At 66.1% G+C, this 19,868-nt stretch carries 15 protein-coding genes; 6 read left to right on the top strand and 9 right to left on the bottom strand.

The genetic code is table 11. The annotated features are described in order from the left end of the window. Positions 1 to 7 precede the first annotated feature (7 nt). The 5 genes from HFK18_RS04450 to HFK18_RS04430 are packed head-to-tail and all read right to left on the bottom strand — an operon-like array spanning position 8 to position 6,361. On the bottom strand, positions 8 to 991 hold the full coding sequence (locus HFK18_RS04450) for a MoxR family ATPase (protein WP_180164649.1): 984 nt from the start codon (positions 989 to 991) through the stop codon (positions 8 to 10). Positions 992 to 1,004: 13 nt separating this feature from the next. Then, the gene (locus tag HFK18_RS04445; RefSeq protein WP_025876014.1) at positions 1,005 to 1,712 is read right to left on the bottom strand and encodes a DUF4159 domain-containing protein; all 708 of its coding nucleotides are present in this window, start codon (positions 1,710 to 1,712) and stop codon (positions 1,005 to 1,007) included. After that, positions 1,712 to 3,046 carry a TldD/PmbA family protein gene (locus tag HFK18_RS04440; RefSeq protein ID WP_180164648.1) on the bottom strand — a complete coding sequence of 445 codons (1,335 nt, stop codon included), beginning with the start codon at positions 3,044 to 3,046 and terminating at the stop codon, positions 1,712 to 1,714. The genes HFK18_RS04445 and HFK18_RS04440 overlap by 1 nt, the downstream gene beginning before the upstream one ends. Positions 3,047 to 3,067: 21 nt before the next feature. Continuing rightward, positions 3,068 to 4,702, bottom strand: coding sequence for a TldD/PmbA family protein (locus HFK18_RS04435; protein WP_180164646.1), 1,635 nt, complete (start codon positions 4,700 to 4,702; stop codon positions 3,068 to 3,070). A 27-nt stretch (positions 4,703 to 4,729) separates the two neighbouring features. Next, positions 4,730 to 6,361: a TldD/PmbA family protein gene (locus tag HFK18_RS04430; RefSeq protein ID WP_180164645.1), complete on the bottom strand. Its 1,632-nt coding sequence runs from the start codon at positions 6,359 to 6,361 to the stop codon at positions 4,730 to 4,732. Positions 6,362 to 7,029: 668 nt separating this feature from the next. Between HFK18_RS04430 and HFK18_RS04425 the strand changes: the two genes are divergently transcribed. Then, positions 7,030 to 7,644: a DUF938 domain-containing protein gene (locus HFK18_RS04425; RefSeq protein ID WP_180164644.1), complete on the top strand. Its 615-nt coding sequence runs from the start codon at positions 7,030 to 7,032 to the stop codon at positions 7,642 to 7,644. On the opposite strand, the gene HFK18_RS04420 is transcribed toward HFK18_RS04425, so the two are convergent. The 3 genes from HFK18_RS04420 to HFK18_RS04410 all read right to left on the bottom strand — a co-directional run bounded on the left by HFK18_RS04420 (position 7,645) and on the right by HFK18_RS04410 (position 13,069). Further along, positions 7,645 to 8,967 (bottom strand): type II toxin-antitoxin system HipA family toxin, encoded by a 1,323-nt coding sequence (locus tag HFK18_RS04420; protein ID WP_180164642.1) that lies wholly within the window; start codon positions 8,965 to 8,967, stop codon positions 7,645 to 7,647. A gap of 3 nt (positions 8,968 to 8,970) precedes the next feature. Further along, positions 8,971 to 9,228 carry a helix-turn-helix transcriptional regulator gene (locus HFK18_RS04415; protein WP_089241740.1) on the bottom strand — a complete coding sequence of 86 codons (258 nt, stop codon included), beginning with the start codon at positions 9,226 to 9,228 and terminating at the stop codon, positions 8,971 to 8,973. 154 nt (positions 9,229 to 9,382) lie between these two features. Continuing rightward, positions 9,383 to 13,069, bottom strand: a complete 3,687-nt coding sequence (locus tag HFK18_RS04410) for an indolepyruvate ferredoxin oxidoreductase family protein (protein WP_180164641.1) — start codon at positions 13,067 to 13,069, stop codon at positions 9,383 to 9,385. 171 nt (positions 13,070 to 13,240) lie between these two features. Here HFK18_RS04410 and HFK18_RS04405 point away from each other — a divergent pair, with 171 nt between their 5' ends. Beyond that, positions 13,241 to 13,876: a tetratricopeptide repeat protein gene (locus HFK18_RS04405; RefSeq protein WP_180164639.1), complete on the top strand. Its 636-nt coding sequence runs from the start codon at positions 13,241 to 13,243 to the stop codon at positions 13,874 to 13,876. Positions 13,877 to 14,445: 569 nt separating this feature from the next. Here HFK18_RS04405 and HFK18_RS04400 read toward each other — a convergent pair. Beyond that, a complete protein-coding gene (locus tag HFK18_RS04400; protein WP_180164637.1) occupies positions 14,446 to 15,930 on the bottom strand; it encodes an AAA family ATPase in 1,485 nt (494 codons plus the stop codon). Positions 15,931 to 16,053: 123 nt separating this feature from the next. Here HFK18_RS04400 and HFK18_RS04395 point away from each other — a divergent pair, with 123 nt between their 5' ends. The 4 genes from HFK18_RS04395 to HFK18_RS04380 are packed head-to-tail and all read left to right on the top strand — an operon-like array spanning position 16,054 to position 19,867. Beyond that, entirely contained in the window at positions 16,054 to 16,683 is a 630-nt protein-coding gene (locus HFK18_RS04395) for a ParA family protein (RefSeq protein ID WP_099819504.1), read from the top strand. A 37-nt stretch (positions 16,684 to 16,720) separates the two neighbouring features. Next, positions 16,721 to 17,197, top strand: coding sequence for a histidine phosphatase family protein (locus HFK18_RS04390; RefSeq protein WP_032977995.1), 477 nt, complete (start codon positions 16,721 to 16,723; stop codon positions 17,195 to 17,197). A 4-nt stretch (positions 17,198 to 17,201) separates the two neighbouring features. Continuing rightward, positions 17,202 to 17,819: a YceI family protein gene (locus tag HFK18_RS04385; RefSeq protein WP_180164635.1), complete on the top strand. Its 618-nt coding sequence runs from the start codon at positions 17,202 to 17,204 to the stop codon at positions 17,817 to 17,819. Continuing rightward, positions 17,816 to 19,867 (top strand): phospholipase D family protein, encoded by a 2,052-nt coding sequence (locus HFK18_RS04380; RefSeq protein ID WP_180164633.1) that lies wholly within the window; start codon positions 17,816 to 17,818, stop codon positions 19,865 to 19,867. The genes HFK18_RS04385 and HFK18_RS04380 overlap by 4 nt, the downstream gene beginning before the upstream one ends. Position 19,868 lies beyond the last annotated feature (1 nt).

The raw sequence follows: 19,868 nt of genomic DNA, 5'->3' as shown, positions 1-19,868 counted from the left end.
CAGTGGATCAACCCGGGAATGGAACGGCCTGCAGCAGTGCGGCGACCACATCGTCAGCCCGCTTCTGCTCGGCCTCGGCGGCGAAGGACAGCAGCAGGCGATGACGCATCACCGGTGCGGCCAGCGCCTGCACATCCTCGCGGGTGGCGGCGAAACGTCCCTGCAGCAGTGCGCGCGCCTTGGCGGCCAGCACCAGCGACTGCCCGGCACGCGGGCCCGCACCCCATTTCACCCACTGGTTGATTGCCGCCGGTGCGCCCTCGCCGGGACGGCTGGCGCGGACCAGGCGGGTGATCCAGGCCAGCACGTCGGGGCTGACATGCACCTGCCGTACCGCCGCCTGCAGCGCGATCACCGCGTCGGCATCCATCACCTTCGGCACGCTTTCGGTGGAACTACCGGTGGTCTGTTCCAGGATCTGCCGCTCTTCTTCCTCGCTGGGGTAATCGACCAGCACGTGCAGCAGGAACCGGTCCAGCTGTGCTTCGGGCAATGGATAGGTACCGGCCTGTTCGATCGGATTCTGCGTGGCCAGCACGAAGAACGGCGCCGGCAGCGTGTAGGTCGTGCCGGCGTAGCTGACCGTGCGTTCCTGCATCGCTTCCAGCAGCGCCGCCTGGGTCTTCGGCGGGGTACGGTTGAGCTCGTCGGCCAACAGCAGGTTGGTGAAGATCGGGCCCTGCTGGAAGCGGAAATGGCGATGGCCGGTACCGTGGTCTTCTTCCAGCAGTTCGGTGCCGAGGATGTCGCTGGGCATCAGGTCCGGGGTGAACTGCACGCGCCGGAACTGCAGTTCCAGTGCCTGCCCCAGCGAGCGAACCAGCAGGGTCTTGCCCAGCCCCGGCGCGCCTTCCAGCAGGCAGTGGCCACCAGCCAGCAGGCCGATCAGTAGCTGCTCGACCACGGTGTGCTGGCCGACCACGGCGTGGGCGAGCGCAGCGCGCAGATCGTGCAGGCGCGGCAGCAGGGTATCGAGGTCGGGGGAGGTCATGGGCGTGGTCCGTTCAATTGTTCAATGCGTACATCACGATGTTGACGCCGAAGCGGGTGTTGTCTTCGGCCAGGAAACGCTTGTTGCGCCAGTCGTAGTCCCACTCGCAGCCGTAGTCCTTGTTGCTGTAGAGCAGGCCCAGCCGACCGTCGACCTCGATGCCTTTCAGGTAGTCGTGCACCAGGTCATCGCCCCAGCCGTTGAGCTCGAAGCTGGTGGCCGGCGGGCCGTCGGGGAAGCGGAAGAAGCTGCGGTACAGCGCGTGGCTGTTGGGCAGCTTCTGCAGCGCCTTCGGCCCGAACAGCCGGCCCATCTGCGCTTCGAACGAGGTGGCGAACAGGCCATCGATATCGTGGTTGCAGTCGTCGACGAAGACGAAGCCCCCATTGCGCACGTAGCGCACGAAGTTCTGCCGTTCGGCGGCGTTGAACTCGACCAGGGTGTGCCCGGCCAGGTAGCAGAATGGCGCCTCCAGCATGCGCGGGTCGGCCAACGCCACCACGCGTTCCTGCGGGTCCACCCGCAGGGAGGTGTAGTCGATCAGCGAGGTGATCAGGTTGGACGGCATGCGCGCATCCACGTCCCAGTCACCGGAGTCGTACTGCAGGCGGGTGAACCAGAAGTCGTAGCGCGAACTGCGCGGGCCTGCCTGTGCCCATGCCGGCAGCGCCGCCGCCGAAGCGGCAGCGGCCAACCAGCGCAGGCAGGCCCGCCGATCCATCAGACCGCGTCGGACAACGAAGTAAAGGTGAAATCGCGCAGCTTCATCGGCGGAATCATCATCACGAAGCTGGATTCGTCACCGGCCACGCGCACCGGCTTGCCCAGCTCTTCGATGTTGTTGAGCATGATCACCGGCGACTCGTTGAAGCGGAAGTTCTTCACCGGGTGCTTGATCTGCCCGTTCTCGATGTAGAAGGTGCCATCGCGGGTCAGGCCGGTCAGCAGCACGGTCTGCGGATCGACCATGCGGATGTACCAGGTGCGGGTGACCAGGATGCCCTTCTGGGTGCCGCGCACCAGCTCGGCGGTGTTCTTCTCGCCACCGCTCATCAGCAGGTTGCCGGGCGTGGCCTTGGCGGTCTTGCCCTGCTTCTGCGCCCAGAAACGCGAATAGTCGAGGTTGGCGATCTTGCCGTTCTCGATGATGGCGATACGCTCGCGCGGCATGCCCTCGTTGTCCCACGGCAGCACCGGCGCATCCGGATGCCACGGGTCGGCATGCATGTTCACACGCGGATCGTAGACCTGCTCGCCCAGCTTGTTGCCGCCGCCCTTCTTCGACAGGAAGCTGCGTCCTTCATCGGCCGAGCGCGCGCTGAAGAAGTTCATCATGAAGCTGATCAGGCCCGCGGCCGCCGCCGGCTCCAGGATCACCGTGTACTTGCCGGGTTCCAGTGCCTTGGCTTCCTGCGACTCGGTCGCCTTGCGCATCGCGATGCGGATGTCCTGGTCGGCCTTGAAGTCGGCCGCGTCCTTCAGGTTGCGACCCACCCAGCCCGAGCCACGGCCGTCTTCGGTGCGCACGGTGCAGGTGTAATCGAAGTTGGTGCTGCGCTGGTAGCCGAAGTTGCCGTTGCTGTTGGCCGTAGCGTAGAAGCCTTGGCCATCCTCGAGGAAGCCCGCAGCGATCAGCCCGTTGCCACGGCACGGCGCGATCGAATCGGCGGCGACCTTGGCACGGAAGGCCGGATCGATGGCGGCAGTGGATTCGCTGAAGGTCGGGCTGGCGCGGTAGCTCTGCTTGCCGATGGCCGGCATGAATTCCGGGTTCTCCGGGGCAAGGCGGGCCAGGTCTTCGGCGCGGCGCACCACGCGCTGCAGCGCGGCGTCGTCGAACTCGTTGATCGAAGCAGTACCCACGCGCTTGCCGAAGGCCACGGTAACGGCCAGTTCGGTGTTGTCGACGATGCCACTGGTGGATACGTTGTTCAGGGCGAAACGGATGTTGCCGTTGATCGACCCTGCCAGTACGGCGGTGCACTCATCGGCCTTGGACAGGGCGATGACCTTGTCGAGGATGGCCTTGGCCTGGGCTTCGGTGAAGATACTCATGGTGTAAGGGCTCCTGACCGATCAGCCGAGGCTGCGTGCGGTGTTGATGACGTTGATGCCGTTGAAGCGCGCGGTCGACGACCCGTGCGAGACCGCCGATACCTGGCCGGGCTGGCCCTTGCCGTCGAAGAACGAACCGCCCAGGCGGTAATCGCGCTCGTCGGCGACGGCGCTGCAGGCATTCCAGAACTCCGGCGTGCGGATCTGGTAGGCCACGTCTTCAAGCATGCGGGTGATCTTTCCGTTCTTGATCTCGTAGAACAGCTGGCCGCCGAACTGCGCGTTGTAGCGCTGCTGGTCGATCGAGAACGAACCGTCACCGATGATGTAGATGCCGTTCTCCACGTCCTTGATCATGTCCGAAACGCTCAGCGGCGACTTGCCCGGCGCCATCGACACATTGGCCATGCGCTGGAACTGCACGCTGGACCACGAGTCGGCGTAGCAGCAGCCATCGGATTCGGTCTTGCCGAGGATGTGGGCCTGGTCGCGGATGGTCTGGTAGTCCACCAGCTTGCCGTTGCTGATCAGGTCCCAGCGCTTGCACTTCACGCCTTCGTCGTCGTACGCCACCGCGCCGAGGCTGCCCGGCTGGGTCTTGTCGGCGAAGATGTTGACGTGCTCGCTGCCGTACTGGAAATGCTGCTCACGCTTGTCCAGGGTGGCGAAGCTGGTGCCGGCGTAGTTGGCTTCGTAGCCGAGCACGCGGTCCAGTTCCAGCGGGTGGCCGATCGACTCGTGGATGGTCAGCCAGGTATGCGACGGATCCAGGATCAGGTCGTACTTGCCAGGCTTCACCGACGGCGCCTTCAGCTTCTCCTGCGCCTGCTTGGCCGCCGCGATGGCATCTTCCTTCATGTCGTAGGACGAACCGTAGTTGACCACGCCATTGGGCGTCAGCACCTTGCCGGCAGCGGCGCCATCCAGGTACTCGTAGCCCAGGCCCATCGGCGCGGACAGGCCTTCGCGGGTGCGGAACTTGCCGCTGGCCTTGTCGATGGCGGTGATCGTCATCGGTGCCCAGATGCGGTGCACGTCCTGGTCGATGTAGGAGCCGTCGCTGGAGGCGAAGTACTTCTGCTCGTTCACCAGGAACAGCATCGAATTGACGAAGCTGGCGCCGGCGCCCATCGCCGCGGCGTTGACGTCCAGCAGCAGGTCGACCTTCTCCTTGATCGGTACCTCCATTGCATTCTTGCGGATCGGCGTCTTCCAGCTGACCTCGCCCACGCCTGGCGCCTTGGCCAGCTGCACCGGCGCGGTCTGCACGCCCGCGTTGGCCTTGGCGATGGCCGCCGCCTGCTGCGCGGCACGAGCCACGTCGGCGGTGCTGAGTGCATTGGTGGCGGCAAAGCCCCAGGCACCGTTGACGATCACGCGGATGCCCACACCGGTGGACTCGGTGTTGACCACGTTCTGCACCTTGTCTTCGCGGGTGATCACGAACTGCCGCAGGTAGCGGCCGATGCGCACGTCGCAGTAGGTGGCGCCGGCGCCGCGCGCGGCCTGCAGGGCGGCATCGGCCAGGCGCTTCTTCAGCGCGGGGTCGAGGCTGGAATGCAGCTGCTCGGCGGCGATCGCCTTGCCGAAGAACGACGGCACGATCAGGCCGCCAGCGGTAAGCCCGGTCAGGGCCAGGAAGTCACGTCTGTGCAAGGCTGCTCTCCATGAAGGACGGGTGGCTCAAGCGCCGAGACTGCGCGCGGTGTTGATGATGTTGATGCCGTTGAAACGGGTGGTGGACGAACCGTGCGAGACCGCTGACACCTGGCCGGGCTGGCCCTTGCCGTCGAAGAACGAACCGCCGAGGCGGAAATCGCGCTCATCGCAGATGGCGGTGCAGGCGTTCCAGAACTCCGGCGTGCGGATCTGGTAGGCCGCATCCTCGACCATGCCGGTGATCTTTCCGTTCCTGATCTGGTAGTACAGCTGGCCGCCAAACTGCGCGTTGTAGCGCTGCTGGTCGATGGAATAGGAGCCACGGCCGTGGATGTAGATGCCGTTCTCCACGTCCTTGACCATGTCCTCGACGCTGAGCGGTTTCCTGCCCGGCGCCAGCGAGACATTGGCCATGCGCTGGAACTGCACGCTGGACCACGAGTCGGCGTAGCTGCAGCCATGCGAGGCGTCGCGGCCGAGGATGTGCGCCTCATCGCGGGTAGCCTGGTAATCGACCAGGATGCCGTCGCGCACCAGGTCCCAGCGCTGGGTCTTCACCCCTTCGTCGTCGTAGCCGACCGCACCAAGGCTGCCCGGCTGGGTCTTGTCGGCGAAGAAGGTGACGATGTCGCTGCCCCAGCGGAAACCGGCATCGCGCTTGTCCAGCGTGGCGAAGCTGGTGCCGGCGTAGTTGGCTTCGTAGCCGAGCACGCGGTCCAGCTCCAGCGGATGACCGACGTTCTCGTGGATGGTCAGGAACAGGTTGGACGGATCCAGCACCAGGTCGTACTTGCCGGGTTTCACCGAGGGCGCCTTCAGCTTCTCGCGCGCCTGGCGGGCGGCGGCGATGGCGTCCTCGACCGGGTCGTAGGAATCGCGATAGGCGGTGATGCCACCGGGCAGCTGCACCTTGCCACGCGCCTCGCCATCGAGGAATTCGTAGCCCATGCCCATCGGCGAGGACAGGCCGGCGCGGGTGCGGAACTTGCCGCTGGCCTTGTCGATGGCGGTGGCGGTGAACGGCAGCCAGATGCGGTGGATGTCCTGGTCGATGAACGAGCCGTCGCTGGAAGCGAAGTACTTCTGCTCGTTGACCAGGAACAGGGTGGAATTGATGTAGTCGGCGCCCGCATTCAGCGCGGCCGCATTGAGCGCCAGCAGCAGTTCGACCTTGTCCTGGATCGGCACTTCCATCGCATTGCGGCGGATCGGTGTCTGCCAACGCACCTCGCCTACCGAGGGAGTGGGCGCCAGCTGCACCGGCCGGGTCTGGATGCTGGCATTGGCGCGGGCAATGGCCGTGGCCTGCTCGACGGCGGTGCGCACCGCCACTTCGGTCTGCTGGTGGGTGGCGGCGAAACCCCAGGCACCGTTGACGATCACCCGCACGCCCACACCGGACGACTCGCGGTTGGTCACGTTGCCGACCTGGTGTTCGCGGGTGATCACCGACTGGTTGAGGTAGCGACCGATGCGCACGTCGCAGTAGCTGGCCTTGGCCGAGCGCGCGGCGGCAAGGGCGACCTCGGCCAGGCGTCGGCGCTTGGCCGGGTCGACCGGGGCCAGCAACTGCTCGGCGGCGATCAGCCGCGAATGCGGCAGGACCAGGCCCGCCAGGCCCAGACCGGAAAATGCCAGGAACTCACGTCGTTGCACTGCGTCTCTCTCTCACTTCCGTGCGGCCGGCAAAGGACCGATCCGATCACGTCAACTCCTCGACTTTCGCCAGCGGCGGCCATTCGGGCAAGTGACTGCAGTCATGGTAGGGGTGGGTTTCGGCAGGGCTGCACCCTGCACCTGCAGAGGCCGAATCAACGGCAACAGCCGAAGCAACGGCAACAGCGGGCTATCCGTGGGATGGCGGGGCGGTGTCGGATTGCGGGGACGCCGCAAGTACGTCCCTGTAGGCTTGGCCGCGGCATCCATGCCGCGGACACCCCGCAATCCGACACTGCCCCACCTCTGACAGTTCCCCGCGGCTGTTGGTAGGTGTCGACCTTGGTCGACACATCTGTCAGATATCGAAATAAATCTGGGGTCAGATCCCGTGCCGTTCCGACAGATCGCGGTCAACTGTCGAAGGCGGGGTGGGTCCGGTTGAGGGGGTGTGAGCGGCATGGATGCCGCGACCAAGCCCCCACGGATGGGTTTACGGCGTCCCCCTCAACCGGACCCACCCTGCCAACCCACAGGAAATCAGCTTTTGCTGTTGCTTCGGCTGTTGCTTCGGCCGTTGCCGTTGCCTCTGCGGGTGCAGGGCGCAGCCCTGCCGAGCAACACCCCCTCGTGCACAATGAGCCCGACCCCGCCTGGACGCCGTCTCGATGTCGAGCAAGCCGTATTCAGAAGCCTGCGAGCGCAATCGCGAACCCATCGCCGCTGCGCTCGACCCGTGGATGGGCGACCGCCACCGGGTGCTGGAGATCGGCAGCGGCACCGGCCAGCATGCGGCCTTCTTCGCCGAGCGCTGGCCATGGCTGCGCTGGCAGCCCAGCGACTATCCCGATCATCTGTCCGGCATCGAGGTCTGGCGCGCGGAGGCGGCGCTGCTGAACCTGCTGCCGCCAGTGGCGCTGCAGGTCGAGTTGCCGCCTGCCACCGGCCTGAGCCTGCCGGAAGGCAGCACGTTCGATGCCGCCTTCAGTGCCAACACCCTGCACATCATGAGCTGGGAACACGTGCAGGCGCTGTTCGCCGCATTGCCGGCACTGCTGCGCCATGGCGCGCTGCTGGCGGTGTACGGGCCGTTCAATTACGGCGGTCGCTACACCAGTGACAGCAACGCGCAGTTCGATTCATGGCTGAAGGCACGTGATCCGCGCAGCGGGATCCGGGACAGCGAGGCAGTGCAGGCGCTGGCGGCCGACAACGGCTTTACCCGCCTGGGGGATGTGGCGATGCCGTCCAACAACCGCCTGCTGCTGTGGCGGTTGGGCTGATCAGGCGTCGGGGGCCATGCTGGAAAGGCGGGTCGCCGCAGCACGCAGTCCCTTGAAAACAGGTTCGGACACGGTTGAAGGGAAGCCGCTTGGAAGCTGGCGTGTGACGTGTTCGATGGCAGGTTCCACGGAAGCGATCAACGCTTCGATCCATGGCTCTGCGCCATCGGCTACGCCACAGACGCGTGCGGTTTCGTTCCAGTGACGGCGTCGCACAAGATGCAGTTTTCGATGGCGGTTCTTACCCTCTACCGCCATGGCAAGCTGCGCGTTGTGCGGATCGAGTTGATTGGGCCCCCGGCCGAGGATGGGATATACCGACAGCACGTCGTAGACAGGAGTCAGACGGAAGCGCCCACCCGCGTCGATGTGGACGCTGAAGTTCTTTGCGTGGCCGTCGGTCGCGGCAAGCATCCAGAACAGGATCTGCGTCTTGAAGAAGGTTGCTCGATCCTCAGGCTGCTCGGATTGCCGAAGCAGATCCATGATGGCCACGATGCCGGGGCCGCCATCGGATTCGTACTTTCGGGCAGCGGGGAGGCCAAAGACCTGACACATATCTTCCTGCGGCAAGCGAAGCCACCACGTGCGATCCGCGGCAAGTCGCCGGTCGAAACGTTCGACGATCAGTGCACCTTGATCTTCAAAACGCCCCATCTGCGTATCCGCGACGGGAATACCAAAGGCGGCCAGCAGGTGCATGCACAGCCACTCGTTCTCCACGGACGGGTGCATGTCCGCACGCATGTTGCCGACGATACCCAACGGCAGCTTGAAGATGTGCGTGGACGGCGTACTTCCGGTAGGAATGCACCATTGACCATCGTGCAGCAGCAGGCCGGTCTTTTCCTGCGCTCCAGCGATGGAAATGCGGAACGCATCGTCGCTGGAAGAAGTGCCTGGCAATGCACTTGTTGTGACCTGGCGCAGGACTTCAGCGACGCCTGAGTCATTCAATGGTTCGAACGTTATCCGCTGGATGGCATCCGGTGTGCGCGAATGTGGCAACAGCTGCACCGCGCCCACACAATCCCGGCCAATGGCTTCAAGCAGATCGAACGTATTGCTGCTGCGCGTGGCGAACCGGTCGCGGATCCGGTTGCGGATGGTGACGTTATCGGGGAGAAGATTGTCGAAGTAGTCGTTGACGACCTGACCTTGATGGCTTTCACCGTCGGGCAGCAGGGGGAGCGAAAGGGACAGCGGGCGCGACTGCGTCGAACCAATCCATTGGCTGAGGTAGGAAAGGCGGGATGCCCGGTTCCGCGCATCATCCCAGAGCGCTACCTCGACACCATTCATCCAGACCCGCAACGTACCCATGGCTTACCACTCCGAAGTCGACGTGTTTTCCCGGGGACTTCGCTGCTGCAGGCTGATTTCCAGGCCCAACACGGCCCAGACTCGCATCAATCGCTCGAAGCTGGCTGACGCTGGATCGCGTTCCAATGCGCCGACTGCCTGGCGGGAGATGCCCAGTCGCTCGGCAAGCTGTGCTTGACTCAGCCCGGCCTGGCGTCTGAACGCGCGCATCAGCGGCGCAAGTTGCTGCGGTGTTCTCACCGTATGCGGCGGCCTGTCCATACCGGCAGTCCTCGGGAAAGATGACCGTACGCCATCACGTACGCAAAGGTTAGGTTGCTTTACGACACGCAACCTATCTCTTTCCTGCGCCACAGGCAACCTATTGATTGCATTCTCAAAAGGCAATCAATAGGTTTCTTTTTGCGGTGTGCTACTACGCCACCTGCACGATATGCAGCGCCTTCGGGTTGCGCCACTGCGCCAGCAGCGCCGCTTCGCGGGCCTTGGCCTTTTCGAAGTGTGCTTCCTTGACGTGACCGAAGCCGCGGATGTGCTCGGGCACGCTGGCGATCTCCACTGCCAGTGCCAGGCGATCGTCATCCAGGCCATCCAGCAGCACCTGCACGGTCGCCTCGTAATCGCCGATCAGCTTGCGCTCCATGCGGCGCTCTTCCGTGCGGCCGAACACGTCGAAGCGGCCGCCACGCAGGAACTTCAGCTTGGCCAGCAGGCCGAACGCCTTGAACATCCACGGGCCATATTCCTTCTTCAGCAACCGGCCCTGTTCGTCCTTCTTCGCGAACAGCGGCGGTGCCAGATGGAAGCGCAGCTGGTAATCGCCCTCGAACTGCTGCTGCAGGCGGCGCTGGAAATCGCCGCTGGTGTACAGGCGCGCCACTTCGTATTCGTCCTTGTACGCCATCAGCTTGAACAGGTAGCGGGCCACGGTCTCGGTCAACGCGGTGGAGCCGCCGATGCGCTCGGCTTCGGTCGCGCGCACGCGCTCGACCAGCGTGCGGTAGCGGTTGGCATAGGCGGCATCCTGATAGTCAGTCAGGAAGACCGAGCGGCGCTCGATCATCTCGTCCAGCGAGCGCGACAGGCGCGCGTCGTCCAACGGCAGGAAAGCGACATCGCCACCATGCGTCGGCAGCCCACGCAGCTCGCGCTCGTCACCGGTGTTGCGCGGTGCGGCGGTAGCGCCCCACTCGTTGCCCTCCCATTCGCCCGGCGGCAGTGCATGCAGCGGGCCCGGCGTGTTCTCGGTGTCGGTATGGCGGTTGCGCACCACGCCTGCCGCCTGCTGCACGGCCTGCGGATCGACCGCGGCCAGGCGGCCCCAGGCAAAGGCCTGCTGGTTCATCGCCACCGCGGCGCCGTTGAGCTCGATGGCACGCATCAGCGACTCGAACGACAGCGGCACCAGGCCCTGCTGCCAGGCGTAGCCGAGGATGAACAGGTTGGCGGCGATCGCATCGCCGAGCAATGCGGTGGCCAGCTGGGTCGCATCCAGCAGCAGCGGCTCTTCGCCACCCAGGGCCACGCGCACGCCGGCGATGATGTCGGCGGCGGGGAACTGCATGTCCGGGCGCGTGGTGAACGTGCCCGGCATCGCTTCATAGGTGTTGAGCACCACCTGCGAACGGCCCGCGCGTACCTTCGACAGTGCCCAGTAATCGTTGACCACCACCATGTCGCAGCCCAGCACCAGGTCGGCTTCGCCAGCGGCAATGCGCACGGCGTGGATATCCTCGGGGCGACGGGCGATGCGGATGTGCGTGGTCACCGCGCCACCCTTCTGCGCCAGGCCGGTCTGGTCGAGCACCGAGGCGCCCTTGCCCTCAAGGTGACCGGCCATGCCCAGCAGGGCGCCGATGGTCACCACGCCGGTGCCGCCAACGCCGGTGATCAGGATGTTCCAGGGCTGCTCCAGGGTGCCGCGCACCACCGGTGCCGGCAGGTTGTCCAGCAGGGTGGAGGCATCGCGCTTGCTGCCCTTGCGCGGCTGGCCACCGTGCACGGTGACGAAGCTCGGGCAGAAGCCGTTGACGCAGGAATAGTCCTTGTTGCAGTTGGACTGGTCGATGTCGCGCTTGCGCCCGAACTCGGTTTCCTTCGGCAGCACCGACACGCAGAAACTCTTCTTGCCGCAGTCGCCACAGCCTTCGCAGACCAGCGAATTGATCATCACCCGCTTCTGCGGATCTTCCAGCTTGCCGCGCTTGCGGCGACGGCGCTTCTCGGTGGCGCAGGTCTGTTCGTAGATCAGGATCGAAACACCCTTCACTTCGCGCAGGCGCTTCTGCACCGCATCCAGCTCGCTGCGGTCATGGAACTCCACGTCGCTGGGGAAATGCTCGCGCTGGCGCGTCCACTTGGTGATGTTGTCCGACAGCACCATGATGGTGTGGATGCCCTCGGCACGCATCTGCTTTGCGATGTCCGGCACGCTCAGTGGACCGTCCACCGGCTGCCCGCCGGTCATCGCCACCGCGTCGTTGTAGAGGATCTTGTAGGTGATGTTGACGCCTGCCGCGATCGCCTGGCGGATCGCCAGCGATCCGCTGTGGAAATAGGTGCCGTCGCCCAGGTTCTGGAACACGTGCTGGGTATCGGTGAACGCGGCCTGCCCGGCCCACGTCACGCCTTCGCCACCCATGTGGGTGAAGGTGTCGGTGCTGCGGTCCATCCAGGTCACCATGTAATGGCAACCGATGCCGGCCAGCGCACGCGAGCCTTCCGGCACGGTGGTGGAGGTGTTGTGCGGGCAGCCGGAGCAGTAGTGCGGAACGCGCGGGAAGCTGGCGCGTGGCAACGCAAGCTCGGCTTCCTTTTCCTGCATCCACTGCAGGCGCTGCTCGATGGATTCGTTGTTGAAGAACTTCTGGATGCGACGACCGATCACGCCGGCGATGGTGGCCGGGGTCAGTTCGCCGGTGGACGGCAGGATCCACTCGCCGGCCTCGTCGTACTTGCCGACGATGGACGGGCGCTGGCCCCAGCTGGCCGGCCAGTTGAAGAACTGCTCCTTCATCTGGCGCTCGATGAAGGCGCGCTTCTCCTCCACCACGATGATGTCTTCCAGGCCCTGCGCGAAGCGCGCGATGCCTTCCGGTTCCAGCGGCCAGGTCATGCCGACCTTGTACACGCGGATGCCGATGTCGGCGCAGGCCTGCTCGTCCAGGCCCAGGTATTCCAGCGCCTGCAGCACGTCCAGGTAGCTCTTGCCGGTGGTGACGATGCCGAGCCGCGCACGCGGCGCGTCCATCACCACCTTGTCGATGCCGTTGGCACGTGCGAAGGCCTGCGCGGCTTTCACCGCGTAGCGGTGCAGGCGCATTTCCTGGTCCAGCGGCGGATCGGGCCAGCGGATGTTGAGGCCGCCGGCGGGCATGTCGAAGTCCTCCGGCAGCACGATGCGCCGGGCCAGTGGATCGACCTCGACCGAGGCCGACGATTCCACCGTCTCGGCGATCGTCTTGAAACCGACCCAGCGCCCGGTGTAACGGCTCATCGCCCAACCGAGCAGGCCCATGTCGAGGATGTCCTGCACACCGGCCGGGTTCAGCACCGGCATCATCGCGCTGACGAATTCGTCCTCGCTGCCATGCGGCAGCGTCGAGCTGCGGCAGGCGTGGTCATCGGCGGCCAGTGCCAGCACGCCGCCATGGCGCGAGGTGCCGGCGGCATTGGCGTGCTTGAACACGTCGCCGCAGCGGTCCACGCCCGGGCCCTTGCCGTACCACATGCCGAACACGCCCTGCACGTTGGCGCCGGGGAACAGGTTGGTCTGCTGTGTGCCCCACACCATGGTCGCGCCCAGATCCTCGTTGAGGCCGGGGGTGAACTTCACCTTGGCCGCTTCCAGGTGCTTGCGCGCACGCCACAGCTCCAGGTCGAAGCCGCCCAGCGGGCTGCCGCGATAGCCACTGATGAAGCCGGCGCTGTCGATGCCGGTGGCTTCGTCGCGCAGGCGCTGCATCAGCGGCAGCCGCACCAGCGCCTGCACGCCACTCAGGTAGATCCGTCCTTCGTTGCGGGTGTACTTGTGGTCGAGCGTGTAATCACGGTCGAGCAGGTCGGCGGAGGCGGGCGAAGTGAGTTGCGCGGTACTGGTCATGGCTGGCCTGGTCAGGATCGGCTGGCACCGGCCGCGCAGGTACACGCGGCGGGAAAGGCGCGAATTGTAACAGTGGGGGGCAAAAGCCCCGGCACTCGCGCCAGGGCCGTACTGGGGTTAGGATCGGAGAGAGAGAGGGAGGGTTGGTGTTTCAACCTTGGGGGAATCTGGATGTCAGTTGCAGGACAGTTCCTGGCCGGCGTGTTGCTGGTCTCGGGAGCGGCCACTGCGTGGGCCGCGCCGGCATTGCCGGCACCGCAGGAGTTCTATTTCGACAGCGACGCCGCTGCCGCGCCGATCACGGTGGTGCAGGGTGAAGGCGAAGATCTGGTGGCACAGCTGCTGAAGCACCGCGAGCGTGGCCGCAAGGGGCTGGAAGCTACGGCGCAGCTAGCGTCGGTGGCCATTGCGCAGGGGCGCGCGGAACTGGGCGACAAGCTCTATCGCGAGGCATTGGCCGAAGCGCCGGTGCAGAGCGCGCTGGGCCGCAGCGTACGCTGGAACTATGGCTGGGACCTGTTGCGGCAGGGCCAGGCGCTGGCCGCGCTGGAACAGTGGCAGGCCGCTGCCGGCACCCTGCGCAGCAATCCCGGCTGGGTGCCGCCGAGCTATGCGCTGGCGCTGTGGCGGGCCGGCCAGCAGCAGGAGGCGGTGAAGTGGTATGCCGCTGCCGTGCGCACCGAGCCGGCGCAATGGCGCGACAGCAGTCGTTACGCGCAGCTGTTGCCGGGCTGGCGCGATGACGAACGCGCGACGTTGGCCGAAGTACAGCAGGCCTGGGCGGCCGCGCCACCCGCCTGGCCCTGAGGGTGGGGGTTCGGCCGGGTTGCACCCGGCACCCGCAGAGGCAACAGCCAAAGCCAAAGCGGCTTGCTGAGGGATGGCGGGGCGGTGTGGACAGGCAGGACACGCCGTAAACCCGTCCCTGGGGGCTCGATGGCGCCATCCATGGCGCCAACGGTCCTGCCTGCCCACACCGCCCCGCCTTCGACAGATTCCCGCTGCTGTTGGTAGGTGTCGACCTTGGTCGACACGTACATCCACGCCATGCGTGGATGAATCTGCATTGGAATCGAATGATCGATATCTGATCGAAATGCAGCCGAGCATGGGCTCGGCGCTACAAAAAGCGGCCAGCCAACCGGCTTTTGCTTTTGCTCTTCTTTTTTCTTTTCCGTGGCTGATCGCCCCCGGAAACTGTCCGTGGCCGGGCGGGGTGGGTTCGCGGGGGTGTCCGCGGCATGGATGCCGCGGCCAAGCCCCCAGGGACGGGTTCACGGCGTCCCCCGCGAATCCACCCCGCCCGACCAAGCGCGGCTTTTGATTCTCGCGGCCAACCAGCAGCCACGAGGGGCTCCGCCGTTCGCAGGAAACCCTCAGTCGTCCGCGGACACCGTGCGCCCCGACGCCCACTCCCGCAACGCCGCCACCTGCTCGGCCATCAACACCGACAACGGCCGCGTCGCCCGTATCTCGCCCATCAGCAGTTCGGTATCCAGCGGCCGGCCTTCGGCATGCGCCGAATACAGCCCGGCCACGATCGCCTGCTCGATCTCCGCACCGGAAAACCCGCTGGCCGCCGCTGCCAGTGCCGGCAGCGCGAAGTCGTCGGCATTGAGCTGGCGTCGCCCCAGGTGCAGCCGCAGCAGTTCCACGCGCACATCGGCCGAGGGCAGGTCGACGAAGAAGATCTCGTCGAAGCGGCCCTTGCGCAGCAGCTCGGCCGGCAGCTCGTGTACCTGGTTGGCGGTGGCCACGATGAACACCGGCGCCTTGCGCTCGGCCATCCAGGTCAGCAGGTAGCCGAGCACGCGGCGCGACACGCCGCCATCCTCGGTGCCGGTGGCCAGGCCCTTTTCGATCTCATCCATCCACAGCACGCATGGCGCCAGCTGCTCGGCCGAGGCCAGCGCCTGGCGCAGGTTGGCTTCGGTCTCGCCGTGGTACTTGTTGTACAGCGCGCCCACGTCCAGGCGCAGCAGCGGCACGCCAAAGCCGGTGGCGGTGGCCTTGGCCAGCATCGATTTGCCGCAGCCCTGCACGCCCAGCAGTAGCATGCCGCGCGGCGGGTCCAATCCGGCCGGTGCCGAGCCGGCGATGAAGGCGACGCGACGCTGGTTGATCCAGCGCTTCAGCCGGTTGGCCCCGGCCACGTCGCCGAAGCGGGCACTGTCGTGCTCGAAGAACAGGTGGCCGCTGCGGTTGAGCAGCTCGAACTTCAGCCGCGCCAGCTGTGGCAGGTCGTCGTCGCGCAGCGCGCCATCGGCATAGATCAGCTGCCGCGCGATGCGTCGCGCATCGACCAGGCTCAGCCCCTGCAGGTTCTTCAGGATCTTCTTGACCGCCTCGCTGTCCACTTCCACCCGGCGTCCGCCGTGTTCGCGTGCATAGGCGTCGGCTTCCTCGCGCAGCATCTTCAACAGCGCATTGGCGTCGGGCAGGCGCGGGTTGAAGCGCACCGCCAGCGCTTCCAGTTCGGCCGGCAGCTCCACCTTGGCGCCGATCAGCACCAGCACGTGCGGTTCGCTGTGGCGGCGCTGGATCAGGTCACGCAGCGCGCGCTGGTGGCTGGCATAGCCCAGGTAAGGGTGGAAATCGAGCAGCAGGTACACCCCGCGCTGGTCGGCCTGGCGGATCATCTGCAGTGCGGCGCTGGCGTCGGGCGGGCCGACCGGCTCGTCCTCGCGCTCCAGGTCGATGCGGCGCAGGCCCTCGGTGATCGACCAGCGGTGCAGGGCCCGCCAGACATGCATCAGCGTCTGCCGGAACAGCTCGACGATGCGACCCTCATCCTGGGTCTCGACCACGATCAACGGCGTGTTGGCGCGGATCAGTGCGCTCAGGTCCTGCAGTTCGCTCATGGCGGTTCGGTCCTTCGGGGGCGCCACGATAGCAAAGGCCGGGGGCGCTGGTTCAGCACGGCTCTACCTTCCGTCACCATCGGCGGTGTACGCTCGGGGCACGTACCCGGAAGCGAGGCTGGCATGAAGACGATCCTGGTGGCCGGTTCCAAAGGCGGGGTGGGCAAGTCCACCATCGCCACCCACCTGGCCGCGTACGCGGCATTGCAAGGCAAGGCCACGGTGATCGCCGATGCCGACCCGCAGGGGTCCAGCACCCGCTGGGCACAGCGCCGGGCCGGGCTGGAAAGCGCGGTGCTGCCGATCGACGTGTACCGCAAGAAGCAGTGGGCGCAGAAGCTGCCCGACGGTACCGATACCGTGGTGATCGATGCACCGGCTGGCGCACTGGCCGACGATATCCCGCATTTCCTCGACGCTGCCGATGCAGTGGTGGTGCCGGTACTGCCCTCGGCACTGGACATCGAAGCCATCGTCGGCTTCCTCAACAGCCTGGCCCAGGTACCCCGCGTGCACAGCCGCAAGCTGCCGGTCGGGCTGGTGCTGAACCGCACCAAGCCCTGGACCCAGACCTCGCAGCAGGCCCTGCAGATGCTGGCTGACTGGCCCTATCCTGTGGTCGCCCAACTGCGCGACAGCCAGAGCTATGTGGTCATGACCGGCCTGGGTCGCAGTCTTTTCGATTACCGCTCCGCCCAGGTGCGCGAGCACCAGGCCGACTGGGAACCCCTGTTGTCCTGGCTGAAACTGTAAGAGCCGTAGGTCTCCATCCCTTTATTGGAATCCCGCAATGCGCGAACTGATCCTGCTCCGCCACGCCCACGCCGAACCGGCCACTACCGGCCAGGCCGACCTCGACCGGCCGTTGTCGCCGGTGGGGCTCGCCGAAGCCGAAGCCGCCGGCAAGTGGCTGAAGGAGAACAACCTGCTGCCTGATTGCGTGCTGTGTTCCCCCTCGCGGCGGACCCGCGAAACCCTGGAAGCGGTGATGGCAGCCATCGGCTATGTCGAAAAGCGCCTGGAAGACCGCATCTACGAGGCCACCCCCGGCACCCTGGCCGCGCTGGTGGACGAGCGCCGTGACCTGGACCGGGTGCTGATCGTCGGCCACAACCCCGGGCTGGAGCAGCTGGTGGCGCTGATGACCGATGGCACCAGCAGTGATTACCGCGGCATGCCGCCGGGCGGCGTGGCCGTGCTCGGTTTCGCCCGCGAGGCAACGATCGAGCCGGGCGTGGCCAGCCTGAACGCCTTCTGGTGGCCGTGAGCCGATGAGGTTTGCGTTGCCGGGCCGCTGCCTGCTGCCAGTCGTTCTGGCGATCGGCCCGGCCTGGGCCGCCGCACCGCCACCGACCGCGCTGCCGGCGGTCGTGGCCGAGTCGCCGCGTACGCTGCAGCTGGATGTGGTGCGCTCGCAGATCGGTTTCGAAGTCCGCACCCGCTTCGGCCAGCGCATCGAGGGGGTGTTCCCGCGTTTCGAGGGGCGCATCGAGGTGCTGTCCGATGGCCGTCACCAGGTCCACCTGAAGATGTTCACCCGCACCGTGGAGATCCCCGGCAAGGACCGCTATACCGGCTGGATGCGCGGCCCGGAGTTCTTCGACGCCGGCCGTTACCCCTTCGTCGAGTTCGACTCGCTGCCGTACTGGCCGGAGACGGTCGCCGACGGTGGCGGCATCGATGGGCGGCTGACCCTGCGCGGCGTCAGCCATCCGGAGACGCTCAAGGTCGAGAAAGCGGAATGTGCCCGACCCGGCTATGATTGCGACGTCGTCAGCCGCGGTACCGTGCAACGAGGCCGGTACGGCATGGACAGCTGGCAGCTTGCCTTGAGTGACCGAGTGACTTTCGTACTGCGTGCACGTCTCAGCGAGGCGTCCAAACCGTGAATCCATTGCTGCGTGTACTGGTGCTGGCAACCGTGTTGCTGGGCAGCGGCTGCGCGTCGCTGTCGCATGCCCAGCGTGATCGCGCCGAGGCGATCGCCGTACAGGCACGCTCAACGCAGGTGGATTGCCAGCAGGCCGACCGCTGCGCGCTGGATTCGCCCCTGCGGGCCCTGGCCGGCCGGGCGTTCAGCGAATCGACCCCGGAACAGCCGCGGCACTACGCCACCCTGCTGGACGAGGGCGAAGGTGCGCTGGTCGCGCGCCTGAACCTGCTGCGCAGCGCCACCCGCAGCATCGACCTGCAGACCTACATCTTCGACAAGGACGACAGCGCGCGCCTGGTCATCGACGAGCTGCTGGCGGCGTCGCGGCGCGGGGTGAAGGTAAGGCTGCTGATCGACCAGCTTTCAGCGATCTCCGACCTGCAGATCCTTGGCGCACTGGCCGGTGCCCACCAGAACTTCCAGCTGCGGGTCTACAACCCGACGTTCGGTAAGGCCCGGCTGAACTACTTCGACTATGCCGGCAGCGTGCTGTGCTGCTTCCGCCGCTTCAACCAGCGCATGCACAACAAGCTGCTGGTGGTCGACGATGCGATCGGCGTGGTCGGTGGGCGCAATTACCAGGACGACTATTACGATTGGGACCGCGAATACAACTTCCGCGACCGTGACGTGCTGATCGCCGGCCCCGAAGCGCGCGCGATGGCCGCCAATTTCGATGCCTTCTGGCGCGCGCAGCGCAGCGTGCCGGCCGAACGCCTGAACGATGTCGGCCGTACTCTGCTCAAGCAGGGCGTGCCGGTGCTGCCGCCCGCGCAGTTCCGCAGGCCCGAGCGGGTGGAGCGGGTCAGCGAGGAGGCCAACGATGTCGACTTCGTCACCCGTTCGTTCGTGGACACCGCCTTGCCGGTCGCCTCGGTGCGCTATGTGGCCGATCTGCCGCGCAAGCATCGGCGCGAGCGCGCCGACGCACCCTTGGCCGGGCAGCATGTCACCGAGCCGCAGCTCGATGCACTGATCTCCAGCGCGCAGCACGAAGTGATCCTGCAGACGCCCTACCTGGTGCTGTCCAAGCCGGCACAGAAGCTGTTCCGCGAGCTGCGCAAGCGCCCGCAGCCACCGCGCGTGGTGGTGTCCAGCAACAGCCTGGCCGCCACCGACAATCCGATCGTGTATGCGCTGTCGTACAAGTACAAGCGGCGCAACATGCGCGAGCTTGGCTTCAACATTTTTGAATTCAAGCCGTTCCCGCTGGATGCTCCGGTCGATTACCGCAACCTGCTGCCCGACCCGATCGCGGCGCCGGGCAGCGATACCGGCCGCAATCCGCTGCTCGGTGGCAGCGCAGCAGGCAGCAATGCCGGTGGCGGCGGTGACGTGGTGGCTACTGCGGACGTGGATGACCCGCCGGCGCGGGTGATCCATCCGCGTACCGGCAGCGCCTATGAGAATGGTCGTGCGCGCCGGCGTGCCGCCGGCAGCGAAGTCGAGACCCGCCTGCTGCGTACCGAAACGCGCCCGTCGTTCCTGGGCAGCAAGGCGGTCAACAAGCCGCTGCCGGTCACCCGCAAGGGCGCGCGCATGGGCCTGCATGCCAAGTCCCTGGTGGTCGACCGCCGCATCGGCGTGGTCGGTACCCACAACTTCGATCCGCGCAGCGAGAACTACAACACCGAAGGCGCGGTGATCATCGACGATCCGGCCTTCGCCGAGCAGCTGGCCCAGAGCATCCTGCGCGATACCCATCCGCAGAATTCCTGGACGGTGGCGCCGCGTGCCAAGCCGCCGGTCCTGTCCGGCCTGAACTACAGCGTCGGCAAGGCCTCCGAGGCGCTGCCGATCCTCGACTTCTGGCCATGGCGCTACGCCACCGACTACGAGTTCAAGCCCGGCCCGGACTGCCCGCAGCCACTGCCGCGGCAGAGCGCTGATTTCCACCGGTGCTATGTCGCGGTGGGTGACTTCCCCGAGGTCAATGTCGGGCCGAAGTGGCTGCTGGTACGCATGCTGACCGCATTCGGCGCCGGCCTCGTTCCCATCCTCTGAA

The sequence above is a fragment of the Stenotrophomonas sp. SbOxS2 genome (genome assembly GCF_013416715.1).
In the GTDB taxonomy this organism is placed as follows: Bacteria; Pseudomonadota; Gammaproteobacteria; order Xanthomonadales; family Xanthomonadaceae; genus Stenotrophomonas; species Stenotrophomonas lactitubi.
The sequence above is the reverse complement of the archived record's forward strand: the minus strand, read 5'-3'. Positions and strand labels throughout refer to the sequence as shown.

Excerpts from the sequence above, each read along its gene's own strand:
- HFK18_RS04440 (WP_180164648.1), bottom strand. The coding sequence starts at position 3,046 with ATGAGTATCTTCACCGAAGCCCAGGCCAAGGCCATCCTCGACAAGGTC.
- HFK18_RS04390 (WP_032977995.1), top strand. The coding sequence starts at position 16,721 with ATGCGCGAACTGATCCTGCTCCGCCACGCCCACGCCGAACCGGCCACT.
- HFK18_RS04395 (WP_099819504.1), top strand. The coding sequence starts at position 16,054 with ATGAAGACGATCCTGGTGGCCGGTTCCAAAGGCGGGGTGGGCAAGTCC.
- HFK18_RS04405 (WP_180164639.1), top strand. The coding sequence starts at position 13,241 with ATGTCAGTTGCAGGACAGTTCCTGGCCGGCGTGTTGCTGGTCTCGGGA.
- HFK18_RS04420 (WP_180164642.1), bottom strand. The coding sequence starts at position 8,967 with ATGGGTACGTTGCGGGTCTGGATGAATGGTGTCGAGGTAGCGCTCTGG.
- HFK18_RS04385 (WP_180164635.1), top strand. The coding sequence starts at position 17,202 with ATGAGGTTTGCGTTGCCGGGCCGCTGCCTGCTGCCAGTCGTTCTGGCG.
- HFK18_RS04445 (WP_025876014.1), bottom strand. The coding sequence starts at position 1,712 with ATGGATCGGCGGGCCTGCCTGCGCTGGTTGGCCGCTGCCGCTTCGGCG.
- HFK18_RS04450 (WP_180164649.1), bottom strand. The coding sequence starts at position 991 with ATGACCTCCCCCGACCTCGATACCCTGCTGCCGCGCCTGCACGATCTG.
- HFK18_RS04415 (WP_089241740.1), bottom strand. The coding sequence starts at position 9,228 with ATGGACAGGCCGCCGCATACGGTGAGAACACCGCAGCAACTTGCGCCG.
- HFK18_RS04410 (WP_180164641.1), bottom strand. The coding sequence starts at position 13,069 with ATGACCAGTACCGCGCAACTCACTTCGCCCGCCTCCGCCGACCTGCTC.
- HFK18_RS04425 (WP_180164644.1), top strand. The coding sequence starts at position 7,030 with ATGTCGAGCAAGCCGTATTCAGAAGCCTGCGAGCGCAATCGCGAACCC.
- HFK18_RS04400 (WP_180164637.1), bottom strand. The coding sequence starts at position 15,930 with ATGAGCGAACTGCAGGACCTGAGCGCACTGATCCGCGCCAACACGCCG.